We start from the raw sequence: 14,645 nt of genomic DNA, 5'->3' as shown, positions 1-14,645 counted from the left end.
AATGGCACATAAAGATCCACGAATATTACAACCTCAATGTAGCGCTACATGCCCGTTTATGTATGTAGCGTTTTCATGAGAAAAACTTAACGATTGAAGGAGTTGCTTGATGCTATTTTCAAAGTCGGTAAATTTGTTTATCTTGTTAGCAGCGAGCAACTTTATCTCGTCATTAAACGCGGCACAGATTGTTCGTTTAGGTGCAGACGCTCAAGCTGCCAGTGATGGGTTAAATAGTCCAGTTCAATTTCAGCTTGATGATGAGACTGATTTTAGGATCAACAAAACCATTACCCTACCGAATGGCAAAAAGAAATATCGTCTTCAGCAGTATTATCAAAATGTACCAGTTTATGGCTATAGCGTCACCAGTAATGTAGCAACCACGAACAAGCTTCAAGCAATGAGTGGTAATGTAGTGTCTCAATTAGTCCAAAATGAAGGTTTTTCTCAGCCAACCATCAGCGCACAGAAAGCACTACAACTTTCCAGAACTCAGCTTGCAGATTTAGAGAATAAATCACCAATTCAAAGTTCGGCCAATCAGAAAATTTATTATCCTGAAACCAAACTGTGGGTTTATCTTGATGAAGAAAAGCAACCCCATCTCACTTACCTTACCTCATATTTAGTGTATAAACCTGCAATGAGCCGCCCCATGACACTTGTCGACGCGCACAGTGGCGAAATACTCGATCAATGGGAAGGCATACTCTATGAAAAGGTTGGAACTGGAATGGGGGGTAATATCAAAACTGGCCAATATCAATATGGCGTTGACAGGCCTAACCTCAATATTACTGTGTCAGGTGCTAGCTGCTCTTTAGAAAACTCACACGTAAAAACCGTTAACTTAACGCATCAAGCCATTATTCCTGACAAGCTTGATGCCATTACATACCCTTGCCCAGAATATCAAGAAGCGACCATCAATGGCGGCTTCGGAACGGCTAATGATGCACTGTTCAATGGCAATATTATTTACGATATGTATCAGTCATGGATAAAGCAAGCCCCCATTGAAGGTCAACTTATCATGGCAGTACATTACAAAACCGCTTACGACAATGCCTTGTGGAACGGCCATCAAATGCTCTTTGGTGATGGGCAGCGGCTATTCTACCCCCTTGTTGGCATAGGGATTTCAGCCCACGAAATCAGCCACGGTTTCACGCAGTTCAATTCTAACCTCAAGAGCAAAGGCCAAGCAGGTGCCATCAACGAGTCATTTTCCGATATGGCAGGCGTTGCAGCAAAATTTTATCGCGACAACCAAGCTGACTTTTCCATTGGTGGTGAAATAATGAAAAGAATGCCAGCGGCACGATATTTAGACGAACCTCGTAAAGACGGGTATTCGATTGATAATGTGCATCAGTATCGTTCAGGCACCAATTCTCACTTCGCCAGTGGCATCTTCAATAAAGCCTTTTATACCTTAGCGACGAGCAAAGGTTGGACGATTAAATCCGCTTTTCAAACTTTTGCTTTAGCTAACCAATTGTATTGGAATATTGACAGCAATTTCTGGGATGCTGCCTGCGGGGTATCAAAAGCAGCAAAAGATATGGAAATGAATAGCGACGATGTTGTTCATGCTTTTAATGTGGTCGGCATTACGCCGTGTGAGGCACCAGAAGCCGATTAATATGAGTTTATCTGAGTTCGAATGAATTAGATTGGCTTGCAGTTTTGCAGGCAATGCCGTACAAAAGCAACATTGTTTTTACTGAACAAAGTCATTCTAATGAACCAATCAATCGCGCTAGAGTTAGCCACAAGACGTTTACTTGGTACACCCGGTGATATTCTCTCTGAGATCACAAAACCACAAGATTTTGAAGCCGCTTTACAATTACAACAAGATGTCAGTAAAAAATACTGCGAGTTAGCCAACACCCATATTTCGGGTTGGAAATGCGTATTACCAACAGCAACGACCACAATGCTGGCGCCTTTATTTGCTGATAACATGCATGATCTTACTCAGCATTGTCCACTTTATGCCTCCTCAGACAACATGGCATTGATAGAGCCAGAAATTGTCTCTACCTTCGCTCATGATCTTCCTGCTCGTAAAACACCTTATTCAGATACTGAAATTGAAGCGGCTATAGGCGATACCCGACTCGCGTTGGAGTTGATGCAAAGCCGATATCACTCCCCTTCTGAAGCAACTTTTTTCGAAGCACTGGCTGATGGATTATTGAATCAAGGGGTTTATCTTGGCGTTGAAATCAATCCTCAAGTTACTCTCGAGCAGATGGGTCGTTTTCAGTTGACAGTAACCGCAGAGCAGGACACACAAACTGAAATTTTACTGGATAAAATAGTTACACACCCCAATCAGCATCCTCGTGTTGGTTTATATTGGCTAATAAACTTTCTCTCACAACGTGGTATTGCTATTAAAGCAGGACAACATGTAATCACAGGCTCTTATGCTGGTATAATAAGAGTGCCGTTCGATCGCAATATCACCCTGCAATATGGTGATTTAGGTGAAATATCACTCAAGTTTGACCGCAAATAATACCAATTACTTTGCTTGGGCGGTTTCGTTAATCGGTAAATAAACTTGCTGCTGCCAATCAAAGCGGTAAGTTTTACCTTGCCATTGATAGCGTGTTTTCCCATCAACTTGAACCACCCTTGCGTTATTCGGCAAACGCCTAACGCCTTTCGCATAACTCATGCTGGTCGTCACTTGTGTTACTTGAGGTTCCATTTGCTGATCTTGATACTGAGCGTTGTCATCCCGTTGCTCTTGCCATAGTTGCTCAGCCCCTAGCACTAGAGGTACGGTTAATAAGGTATTAGTAAAGTCGTTTAATCTTGAATGGTGATGACGTTGACGGTAATGATGGCGATAATGATTATGCCAAAAATTATTTTTCCAGAATTTCCCTTGCCACCAGTCATGAGGTGCCCAATGATTGTAACGATTCCTAAAACCATCATGAGGCCTATGACTGTGTTTATTTCTGTGTTGGTGAGATCTTCTATCAAAGTGATTCGAGTATTTTCTATGCTGAGTCAAATTGGCATGATCCACCACAAAACTGCTGCCATGTGGTTCTTGTGATCTATTATTTTGTGACGCAACACTTTGAGGAACGCAAAGCAGTAACAAGACACAAAATGAAAGTGACAATAATGTTTGTTGGGTCGCACGCCACCAAGATTGTTGATGGCATTGGTTTGAAATCATTTGAGTATACATAGAGCACCTCTTTTCTCAGTTCATCACTGATGATTTAATTCTATCGCCAAGAGAATAAATGATCCAATTTAGAGAACTAAATTCTGATCCACAAGGCTTAACACCAATGAAACAATTCAAATAAAAACAATGAATTCCAATAAAAGCCATAACGAAATTGAACTTATTTTACCTTTTTATTAGCCTGAAATAGATCCTCGCATAAAGTAAACAGATTAATTATTATTCACGTCGATAGTGTTCACATACCGATAAACATATACTTATCAAAGACTAGGACTCTAATAAATAACTGAGAAATGACTGCATTAACTGACCAGAACACGGCAAGTTTGATTAAATACATCAAACAATATCCTCAATGCATCAAAAGCGACAAATACGACTCAAATTGTTGCATATTTGATCTTAAAGGTAATCGTCAATACATGGTCACTTGCAGTAACGAACCAAGTCATTCGACATTAATACTTAATGTACCTGTCCAAGTTGAAGTATTTAATAATACTGAAGGCATGCATTGGCTCAGGCTTAAAGCGGTCAACTTTTTCAAGTCTTTTGAAGAGGATTATTCATCAAGTATCTTATTAGCATTACAAAAACTTACTGAGGAGTCGGCCTCTTTTCAGCAAACTAACTCGTCAGAACCACCTTCAGGACCAGAGTGTAAAACGCCTCAAGACGCCCTTATCCCCGAATCAGAAAAGCACAGTATAAGCGAATGTGCTGAGCCTCAGTTACACGGAGTATTTTGTTCGTTTCTCTGCATCGATCGTACAGACAATGAAATCACTTGGTACTGCGACACTCACAAAAATAACCCCTTTACACCTGTTGGAGCTAAAAAACATTGGATAACAGATAAAAGTGTTGAATCTGAAAATGGCTGGGCCGAAGTAGACAGTTCTTATGAATCAAGGCTCGGTGGAAACATGTTCATTGCCAATAAAAGTGAAGATTTTATTGAGTTGAGCTTGCGCTCTATACACGAGGATTTCACCAATGAACAAATTATCCACAACAGGGCCGTTGCACGCATTGTAAAACCCTATCCGTCCTTAGTTCCTGGCGTAATCATCCGCAGACGTACAATGCTCACAGCCAACGCCGGAAAAGAAGTCTATAACGATTACATTTCGCATTTCAGGAAAATTAAAGTCACTCAGTTCAAAGCACTATGCAATGACATAAAAAGCATACACGCAAATCAAATATTTTTAAGAGATATTCAACCAAGAAACATGGCCATCAAACATGTTGGCGAACAAGTCAAACTGTTTGACTTATCAAGCCTAGTTACACCCACTTTAGGTGACAGAGCAATACATCTAGGCTGCAGAAATTACATCACCAATGAACTATGTCATCTTGCCATAAAAGGGAGTGATAAGGATTTACTGACTGCAGATCAGTATGCATTATTATTGACCATGATGCACGCTACAGGGGCGGCTATTATTGGACAAGGAATTTGCTATACAAATGCGGAGGAAAATACCAAATTATACGATCACAGAGCTTCTAGAGCCGATGTTAAAAAGTGGATTCGCCAGCATGTGCAAAATAAATATCAGCAACAAGTGGAATTATTTGTTCAAGATCCTGTGGCTCATTCTCTCACTCACAACCTTTATGACATCATCAACTGGTAGCTCAAATCTTAAACCTAAAAACATCAGTTGAACGCTGAGTATATGAGTAACTGTTTGAGCAATACGATGATTTTATTATCATGTTTTTCACCCAATGAGTGAAATGCTCTACGCTCACAAGCTTGCTAAAATGGCTGCTATCTGCGTTGTAACTTTTGCAAGTAGAATAACTACTTGCTGCAAGCTACGCCTTAATATCAGCCATTTTTTCTACACTTGAGAACGCAGTCAACTGATGTTTCTAGGTTAAACCACTGACCAACGAATTGAAGCTATTACACATTCACCTCCCAATTACTGTGACGACTCAAGCATAAAACTGCTATAGTTGCCGCCATATTTAAATTCTTCGTTAAGAGTTCCCGCATATGAGTTTTAAGGATTTACGCCAGTTTATTGAGCACCTCGAAGCCAATGGTGAGCTAAAGCGTATCAACCATGCCGTTGATCCTAATCTAGAAATGACTGAAATCGCAGATCGCGTTTTACGTGCTCAAGGTCCTGCTTTACTTTTTGAAAATCCGATTGGCCACTCGATGCCGGTTCTAGCCAATCTTTTTGGTACCCCAAAACGGGTTGCCATGGCACTTGGCAAAAATGATCCGCTCGAATTACGCGAAGTCGGAGAGTTATTAGCATTTTTAAAAGAACCTGAGCCACCAGCAGGGTTTAAAGATGCCATCAGTAAATTACCAAAATTTTCTCAGGCGTTAAAAATGCCGACAAAAACAATCAATTCCGCGCCTTGCCAACAAGTCATTATTAAAGATGATGAGGTTGATTTAACCAAACTGCCGATTCAGCATTGTTGGCCGGGTGATGCCGCCCCACTGGTTACATGGGGCCTAACAATCACTAAAGGTCCACGCCAAAAACGTCAGAATTTAGGCATTTATCGTCAACAATTGCTCAATAAAAATAAGCTTATCATGCGCTGGCTAGATCATCGCGGTGGCGCGCTCGACTTTAAAGATTTTAAAGAGAAACACCCCGGTGAAAAATACCCTGTAGTCGTTGCACTTGGTAGCGATCCGGCTACGATACTTGGAGCGGTAACACCTGTTCCTGATTCAATGAGTGAATATGCCTTTGCAGGTTTACTGCGAGGCGCACGAACAGAAGTCTGTAAAGCATTAAGCTGTGATCTTGAAGTGCCTGCTACCAGTGAGATAATTCTTGAAGGTTATATTGATCCAGAAGAAGTCGCGGAAGAAGGCCCTTATGGCGATCACACTGGTTATTATAATGAGACTGAGTTCTTCCCTGTATTTACTGTCACTCATATCACACATCGCAAAGATGCCATTTATCACAGCACTTATACTGGCCGTCCACCTGATGAGCCTGCGATGTTAGGGGTGGCACTCAACGAAGTTTTTGTCCCCATTTTACGTAAGCAGTACCCTGAAATTGTTGATTTTTATTTGCCGCCTGAAGGATGTTCCTACCGAATGGCCGTGATATCTATCCGTAAGCAATATCCTGGTCACGCCAAACGAATTATGATGGGGGCTTGGTCGTTTTTACGTCAATTCATGTATACCAAATTCATCATCATCGTCGATGAAGATGTCAATTGCCGTGATTGGAATGATGTCATTTGGGCGATCACAACTCGTATGGATCCAAGCCGTGACACAACTATGGTTGATAACACCCCGATTGACTATCTTGATTTCGCCTCACCTGTGGCGGGATTAGGTTCTAAAATGGGAATGGATGCAACCAATAAGTGGGAAGGTGAAACAACTCGCGAATGGGGCACTCCCATTGTCATGTCTGAAGACGTTAAACAAAAAGTTGATGATATGTGGGACAAATTAGATCTCGATTAAATCTAATAAAGGCTAATGGGCATTTTCCGTTAGCTTGCTCTGCAATTCAATGAATCACCATTATTAAAACCGTTCTAAGAACAATAATTAGGAGCACATGGAAGCGAGATGAAAACCCTATCTTGTTATGTCAAAAGCATTACCCCATTTAACGACGCCGTTTATCAAGTCATCTTGGCGCCATCTGAGCCTGTTGATTTTAAAGCTGGTCAATATTTATCTGTGATCATGGACGAGAACGATAAGCGTCCATTTTCAATCGCAAGCGCCCCTCATGCAAGAAACATTGAGCTCCACATTGGAGCCGCTGTCGCCGAAAGCTATCCAATGCAAGTTGTAGAAAGGCTAAAACAATGCCTAGCAGATGCTCATACTATTGATGTCGAAATCCCTGCTGGCACCGCACATTTGCGTCATGACAGCACTCGCCCACGATTATTAATTGCTGGCGGTACAGGATTTTCATATATAAAGAGCATAGTAGAGCACCAAATCGAGCAGCAAAGTAATACCGAAACCATTTTATATTGGGGTTGCCGTAATCAAGACGCAATGTACTATCAAGCACAAGCTGAATGTTGGCATGAACAACACCCTTGGTTAACCTTTATTCCTGTAATCGAAGATTCTGATGATAATTGGGCAGGTAAAACCGCAAATTTATTAGAACAAGTAAAACATGATTTCACCGATGTCTCCGCTTACGATATTTATATCGCTGGTCGATTCGATATGGCTGCGGCAGCCCGTGAACTATTGCGTACCATGAAAGTCAATGAAGCACACCTCTTTGGTGATGCTTTTGCTTTTATTCCCTAAGTAACAGCTTTACTCAGATTACATTTTCCAATCAAAAAGCCTTCCACTTGTTTAAGTGGAAGGCTTTTAGCTTCATTATTGATACTATTGATACTATTGATGGAAGTGAAGTTTCTTCTAATTACGATATTAATTAGTTGATTACGTCTAAATCATACCAAGGTGTTGGGTTGATTGGACAACGAAAACGAACACCCGCTTTAGTAACAGTAATCACGTCAGTCTTTTTAGTTTGTCCAACTTCTAGAGGAAACATATCAAGCTGTTCATGGGTCGTGAAGTTTTGTAGTTGGAAGCCAACTAACTTGTCCGCTTTATTGGTTATGACGAATTGGTATTTACCTTCTTTCAAACCAGCCAAAGTATCTTTTGCACTAAAGTGACCGCCATGCTGATCCAAATGGATAACAGTCACGCCGTCTTCGTTCTTTTGAGGTGTAGCCGCAGTGCTAAAACCTGCAAATAATGTACTAATGCTCAAAACGGCAATGCTAACTAATTTAGTGAATGATTTTAACATGTATGAATTCCTTCTATTTAATAAAGTTTTTAAATGTTTTGTAACCTTGGATATATCATAGGCAAACCCGTAAAGGTGCGGTATGCTCCCGAGTCTGAGACTTATGTCCAATCGTCTAAGGAAAGTTGCGGAAGAAAGTATACCGATGATTTCTCGTCACTCCAGCGCAGGCTGGAAACGAAGTAACGACAGTTTTGTATGTCGGTAGTCTAGTGCCTTTGCTTTTTTCTATAAAAGTCACTGGATACCAGCCTTCGCTGGTATGACAAAGATTGGTACTTTCTAAATCGCTAGATCTCTAAAAGGAATTCACATGCAGTTGCTGAATCAAATTTTAAGCAGTTTTCATCTCAATGCGACGATTTTTCATCGAGCAAAAATGTGCAATACGTGGTCAACCGATACGTCAGGCTCAGGTCACGCCAGTTTTCACTTTATTAGCAGTGGCAATGCGTATCTCCATACACAAGAACATCAAGGTGTCGAATTAAACGCAGGTGACATGGTGATTTTTCCCCATGACAGCCAGCACCTTATCTCTAATAGTTCAACAGCAAATCCAGATGCTCCGTTTATCAGCTATGCCATGGATCAATCATTTCCACAAAGTACGGGCTTAGTATGCGGCTACTTTGATTTTTCAGAGGATAAAACCCACCCACTCCTGCAGCAACTCCCAGCTTGCATAATTCTTAAACAAAACAGCGATCATAATTTAAATCGTTTCTTGATCCATGCATTAGTCGCTGAAGTTGAACTTGGAGCGCTTAGTAGCAACGTGATGCTATCAAGAATGAGTGAAGTGTTTTTTATGTCGGTACTCCGCTCGCTGGCTGATGAACCTGAGAAAGTCGGTTTTTTTAAAGCCATACAAGATCCTAAAATGTATAAGGTGCTGACAGCAATTCAAAATGATTTAGGATTCAATTGGTCAGTGCAAAATTTAGCTGAGATTGGTGGTTATTCAAGAGCCAGTTTTGCTCAGCACTTTAAATCATATCTTGGTCTCTCTCCTCTTGAGTATCTCACCAGACTAAGATTGTCTTCGGCGCAAAAGCGTTTAAAGAGTGGCGATTCTGTATTTCAAGTGGCACTAGAAGTCGGCTACCAAAGCGACGCTGCGTTTGCAAAAGCCTTTAAACGTCACTTTGGTTACGGCCCCGGAGCATCACGATTTTAAGAAATTTCTATAAAATTTCAATTAAATAGACTCAGTTTCATTTGAGGCAGTTAACTCAAACTTGCCCTAAAACCATTTAGAACAAAAATGCATTTAACCTAGAAACATCAGTTGACTGCTTTTTCAAGCGTAGAAAAAATGGCTGATAGTAAGGCGTAGCTTGCAGCAAATAGTTATTCTACTTGCAAAAGTTGCAACGCAGATTGCAGCCATTTTAGCAAGCTTGTGAGCGTAGAGCACTTCACTCATTGGGTGCAATCCATGATAATAAAATCATCGTATTGCTCAAACAGTTACTCATATACTCAGCGTTCAACTGATGTTTTTAAGTTTAACATTATAATATTGTCGTTGTTCTATGATGTTCTTTTTATGATGCGATCATACTAAAAAGTGTGTTCGCTAGTATCAAGTTAATGGGTAGACTCGCTCAATACTATTCTTCCTGAGTTGAATCTATCCTCGATAAACTCAAGTTCAAATTCATCTTTGAGAAAACTTATCATTCCATTTTTTAACGTATTATTGCCATGATATCCAGTTATGATCGATGTTATCTTGGGTTCATTGTTTTGTTTGTGGTAACAAAATAATAGTTTTGCGAAAGCTAATGGAACACCTCGAATATGTGTACCATCGTCTGAATGTCCTTCGAAGATTTTATCCATATGCAAATCTATACAATGATTCATTAAGCCAACATTTTTTTTATATATTCCTTGTGTTATCCCTTTATCAATCATGCTTGCGAAATTATCTTTTTCCAGCGGCGCAAGTTGAGCATGTATTTGTGAAGGAGTACTCATGTTACATTCGTTCATAATTTTTTCTAAATACCATATTTCAGCGTCAAATTCCTTAGCCTTAATACATACTTTAATAAAGGCATTGTAAATGGCAACATCAGGCTTGATGCCCCATTGTTTCATTAAGCTGGTTGTATCTGTATCGCCATCGCCCAACACCAATGATTTGGCTTCGGCATAACGCCCCGCTTCAGCGCAGGCCGTCAGTAAATTCATGCAGGTGATTTGACAGGCCTTTAATGACAAATGAGGTGCCATCACGGGCTTATCACCACACACCAGTTGCCAAGCACTATCAAACTGACCCGTTTTAGCGCATACCGTGATAAAAGCATTGTAAATGGCAACATTAGGCTTAATGCCCCATTGTTGCATTAAGCTGGTTGTAGTTGTATTGCCATCTCCCAACACCAATGATTTGGCTTCGGCATAACGTCCCACTTCAGCGCAGGCCGTCAACAAATTTATGCAGGTGATTTTATCGGCTTTTAATGGCAAATGAGGTGCCATCACGGGCTTATCACCACACACCAGTTGCCAAGCACTATCAAACTGGCCAGTTTTAGCGCATACCGTGATAAAGGCACTGTAAACGGCAGCATCAGGCTTAATGTCCCACTGCTGCATTAAGCTGGCTGTAGTTTTATCGCCATCGCCCAACACCAATGATTTTGCTTCGGCATAACGCCCCGTTTCAGCGCAGGCTCTCAGCAAGTTTATGCAAGTGATTGAATCTGCCTTTAGTGGTAGATGAGGTGCCATCACGGGCTTATCACCACACACCAGTTGCCAAGCACTATCAAACTGGCTCGTTTTAGCGCATACCATGATAAAGGCACAGTAAATAGGAACATTAGGCTTGATGCCCCACCGTTGCATTAAGCTGACTGTATTGCCATCGCCCAACACCAATGATTTGGCTTCGGCATAACGCCCCGTTTCAGCGCAGGCTGTTAGCAAATTCGTGCAGGTGATTTGATTGGCTTTTAATGGCAAATGAGGTGCCATCACAGGCTTGCCACCACAAGTCAGTTGCCAAGCACTATCGAACTGGTCAGTTCTAGCGCATACCGTGATAAAGGCGCTGTAAATGCCTACATCAGGCTTAATGCCCCATTGTTGCATTAAGCTGTCTGTATCGCCATCGCCCAACACCAATGATTTGGCTTCGGCATAACGCTCCAATTCAGCGCAGGCAGTTAGCAAATTAATGCAGGTGATTTTATTGGCCTTTAATGACAAATGAGGTGCCATCAAGGACTTATCACCACACACCAGTTGCCAAGCACTATTAAATTGGTCAGTTTTAGCGCATACCGTGATAAAGGCATTGTAAATGGCAACATCAGGCTTTATGCCCCACTGCTGCATAAAGCTGATTGTAGCTGTATTGCCATCGCCCAACACCAATGATTTGGCTTCGGCATAACGCCCCGTTTCTGCGCAGGCCGTCAGCAAATTCGTGCAGGTGATTTGATTGGCTTTTAATAGCAAATGAGGTGCCATCAAGGACTTATCACCACACACCAGTTGCCAAGCACTATCAAACTGGCCGGTTTTTGCGCATACCGTGATAAAAGCATTGTAAATGGCAACATCAGGCTTGATGCCCCATTGTTGCATTAAGCTAGCTGTAGTTGTATCGCCATCGCCCAACACCAATGATTTGGCTTTGGCATAACGCCTCGCTTCAGCGCAGGCAGTCAGCAAATTCATGCAGGTGATTTGATTGGCTTTTAATAGCAAATGAGGTGCCATCACGGGCTTATCACCACACACCAGTTGCCAAGCACTATCAAACTGGCCGGTTTTTGCGCATACCGTGATAAAAGCATTGTAAATGGCAACATCTGGCTTGATGCCCCATTGTTGCATTAAGCTGGCTGTAGTTGTATTGCCATCGCCCAACACCAATGATTTGGCTTCGGCATAACGCCCCGCTTCAGCGCAGGCCGTCAGCAAATTCAGGCAGGTGATTTTATCGGCTTTTAATGGCAAATAAGGCGTCATCACAGGCTTGTCACCACACACCAGTTGCCAAGCACTATCAAACTGGCTTGTTTTAGCGCATACCCTGATAAAAGCATTGTAAATGGCAACGTTAGGCTTGATGCGCCACTGCTGCATTAAGCTGGCTGTAACTGTAGTTGTATCACCCAATACCAATGATTTGGCTTCTGCATAACGATCCATTTCAGCGCAGGCAGACAGCAAATTCATGCAGGTGATTTGATTGGCTTTTAATGGCAAATGAGGTGCCATCACGAGCTTATCACCACACACCAGTTGCCAAGCACTATCAAACTGGCCCGTTTTAGCGCATACCGTGATAAAGGCGCTGTAAATGGCAACATTAGGCTTGATGCCCCACCGTTGCATTAAGCTGTCTGTAGCTGTATATCCATCGCCCAACACTAATGATTTGGCTTCTGCATAACGCTTCATTTCAGCGCAGGCCGTTAGCAAATTAACGCAGGTGATATGATTGGCTTTTAATGGCAAATAAGGTGCCATCACAGGCTTATCACCACACACCAGTTGCCAAGCACTATCAAACTGACCCGTTTTAGCGCATACCGTGATAAAGGCATTGTAAACGGCAACATCAGGCATGATGCCCCATTGTTGCATTATGCTGGTTTCAGCTGCATTGCCTAGCACCAACCTTTTGCCATCTGAAAAATTTAAATTTAACTTAATTAACTTCAGTAATAGTGTGCATGTTTTCGCTTCATAGGACGATTTAAATCGTATTATGTCACTAAAAATGCCGTCAAAATTAGATGAATGGCTGCCAGAAAACTCGGCGGCTTTGTGTAACAGTTTATGTATTGACCTTATGTCCCATGATGCTTCCATGACTATTTTGTCGTTTTTTAGGGTGCGAATGATTTCAATAAGCTGTGAAAGTTTAGTGCAACCAAAAATTAATGCATTTAACTCAATACCCAGTTGATTTTTGGTTTTCTGTTTAAGTTTCCAGGAGTGAATAAGCTCACTGGTCTGAGTAAAAAAGGAAACAGAGGAGGGTGGTTGCTGTATTTGCTTAGTATATCGAGTGCTCGATTTGGGAGTATTGGAGAAGGGTTCAGTTGAAAAACGTTGGCGAGCATTACTTGGCTTCTTACGATAATGAGCCTCTCGTGTGCGAGAGTCAGAGCGAGTCGACGATGATTTATTGTTGAAAAAATCATACAGCTTTTGTCTATCGACTTTGCTTAATCTTTGATAACCCTGTTGTAACTCTTCATTATCATCAAACCATGAAACCTCAAAGTTCAGATAGGATACGGCTTCGCTAGGGTATTCTTGGAGACTTTTGAGCATGAATATATATATTGATTGTTGCTCAGCAGAAGTGCGCACTGTCGCCATCACATTACTCAATAAGTGAGTGAATTAACAAGCAAGAAATAACGCACTGAATAGATAAATACAAAATTATTCAGCTTTAAGGCATTCTATAAATGTATAACAGAAAATGATCCACTGCACGGAGGAGCCGTTTCGTAGCTCATCGTTGTACCTCAGACTTAAAAAAATAATGAAATTGAGCGTAAATTGGTTTTGTCCGAACCCTAGGTAGAAATGTTGATTTTCTATCTCATTACATCGTTAAACAGTTACGAGTACAGGCTTTTAAGTTTGGCAGAAACTTCAATTAAAACATGAAATTTTGTGCCGTTAATGTATATATTTAACTGCAAAAAAAGACACTGGATGCTCGGCTATGGCATTCGGGCATGATGTGAGGTTTTAGGTAATACCAATTACAGTAATTAAACTCCCAGCTCAGAGCTATGTATGTGTTCAACCTAAAAACATCAGTTGAACGCTGAGTATACGAGTAACTGCTTGAGCAATATGATGATTTTATCATCATGGCTTTCACCCAATGAGTGAAGTGCTCTACGCTCACAAGCTTGCTAAAATGACTGCTATCTGCGTTGTAACTTTTGCAAGTAGAATAACTACTTGCTGCAAGCTACGCCTTACTATCAGCCATTTTTTCTACGCTTAAGAACGCAGTCAACTGATGTTTCTAGGTTCAAAGTACAAGTTAAATTGATGAAGACATAGTTATTCTACGTTGAGACAGTTTTGCGTAGTAATTTGGACACATACAAGCTCCCGAAGGACAAGGCTAAAGAATTCCATTACTATGTTACAAGTTTTTGAATTATCCCGACAAAAGCATGAAGTGCGTTGAACGCCAGCTTTGTATGGCGGCCGTTAGGGTATATAGTACTTCAAACTTGCGCCTTGTACTGAAACCCTTTAGCTCTTGCTGAGTGGGAAATTAATTACTGTAATTGGTATAAGACTTATGAATCTTGTGGTGTTTGCCCAAAACCTTGCTAATTCCAATACAGTTTTTATATCCCACTAACAAAAAAGCTAACCAAAAAGGTTAGGGTCTGTTGATCTTTAAGGATTAAATTTTGTGCTATTTGAGCATTTATCTGTTCAAAGCGTGAGCAGTGATGCTTAGCCATCTAAGTGAGCTGGTCACAACACAGAACAGTGAATACTCAAAAGCATCGAAAAAAGAGAGAGCGTAAATTGGTCGCTCTTTCTAAATCAAAGGTGCTGCGTTATCGTTTTCTTAT

9 protein-coding genes are annotated in these 14,645 nt (G+C 41.2%); 6 read left to right on the top strand and 3 right to left on the bottom strand.

The window, feature by feature from the left end; genetic code table 11:
• The first annotated feature begins 109 nt into the window (after nucleotides 1–109).
• Both E2I05_RS02130 and E2I05_RS02125 read left to right on the top strand, forming a co-directional pair.
• On the top strand, nucleotides 110–1,648 hold the full coding sequence (locus E2I05_RS02130) for a M4 family metallopeptidase (RefSeq protein WP_121852687.1): 1,539 nt from the start codon (nucleotides 110–112) through the stop codon (nucleotides 1,646–1,648).
• 99 nt (nucleotides 1,649–1,747) lie between these two features.
• The gene (locus E2I05_RS02125; RefSeq protein ID WP_121852688.1) at nucleotides 1,748–2,533 is read left to right on the top strand and encodes a hydratase; all 786 of its coding nucleotides are present in this window, start codon (nucleotides 1,748–1,750) and stop codon (nucleotides 2,531–2,533) included.
• 6 nt (nucleotides 2,534–2,539) lie between these two features.
• Here the strand turns inward: E2I05_RS02125 and E2I05_RS02120 are convergent, their stop codons facing one another.
• Nucleotides 2,540–3,223 (bottom strand): hypothetical protein, encoded by a 684-nt coding sequence (locus tag E2I05_RS02120; RefSeq protein ID WP_121852689.1) that lies wholly within the window; start codon nucleotides 3,221–3,223, stop codon nucleotides 2,540–2,542.
• A 299-nt stretch (nucleotides 3,224–3,522) separates the two neighbouring features.
• Here E2I05_RS02120 and E2I05_RS02115 point away from each other — a divergent pair, with 299 nt between their 5' ends.
• The 3 genes from E2I05_RS02115 to fre all read left to right on the top strand — a co-directional run bounded on the left by E2I05_RS02115 (nucleotide 3,523) and on the right by fre (nucleotide 7,529).
• Complete coding sequence (locus E2I05_RS02115) at nucleotides 3,523–4,875, top strand: hypothetical protein (protein ID WP_121852690.1); 1,353 nt, start codon at nucleotides 3,523–3,525, stop codon at nucleotides 4,873–4,875.
• Between the two features lie 368 nt (nucleotides 4,876–5,243).
• Nucleotides 5,244–6,710 carry a 4-hydroxy-3-polyprenylbenzoate decarboxylase gene (ubiD, locus tag E2I05_RS02110; protein ID WP_121852691.1) on the top strand — a complete coding sequence of 489 codons (1,467 nt, stop codon included), beginning with the start codon at nucleotides 5,244–5,246 and terminating at the stop codon, nucleotides 6,708–6,710.
• A gap of 108 nt (nucleotides 6,711–6,818) precedes the next feature.
• Nucleotides 6,819–7,529, top strand: a complete 711-nt coding sequence (gene fre / locus E2I05_RS02105; RefSeq protein ID WP_121852692.1) for an NAD(P)H-flavin reductase — start codon at nucleotides 6,819–6,821, stop codon at nucleotides 7,527–7,529.
• Nucleotides 7,530–7,662: 133 nt separating this feature from the next.
• On the opposite strand, the gene E2I05_RS02100 is transcribed toward fre, so the two are convergent.
• Nucleotides 7,663–8,049: a hypothetical protein gene (locus tag E2I05_RS02100; RefSeq protein WP_121852693.1), complete on the bottom strand. Its 387-nt coding sequence runs from the start codon at nucleotides 8,047–8,049 to the stop codon at nucleotides 7,663–7,665.
• Between the two features lie 313 nt (nucleotides 8,050–8,362).
• On the opposite strand from E2I05_RS02100, the gene E2I05_RS02095 reads away from it, so the two are divergent.
• Complete coding sequence (locus tag E2I05_RS02095) at nucleotides 8,363–9,229, top strand: AraC family transcriptional regulator (RefSeq protein WP_121852694.1); 867 nt, start codon at nucleotides 8,363–8,365, stop codon at nucleotides 9,227–9,229.
• 413 nt (nucleotides 9,230–9,642) lie between these two features.
• Here the strand turns inward: E2I05_RS02095 and E2I05_RS02090 are convergent, their stop codons facing one another.
• On the bottom strand, nucleotides 9,643–13,410 hold the full coding sequence (locus E2I05_RS02090) for a pentatricopeptide repeat-containing protein (protein WP_121852695.1): 3,768 nt from the start codon (nucleotides 13,408–13,410) through the stop codon (nucleotides 9,643–9,645).
• Nucleotides 13,411–14,645 lie beyond the last annotated feature (1,235 nt).

Origin of the sequence: Parashewanella spongiae (genome assembly GCF_004358345.1) — a bacterium.
Lineage (GTDB): Bacteria > Pseudomonadota > Gammaproteobacteria > Enterobacterales > Shewanellaceae > Parashewanella > Parashewanella spongiae.
This window is presented reverse-complemented; position numbering and strand designations above follow the sequence as displayed.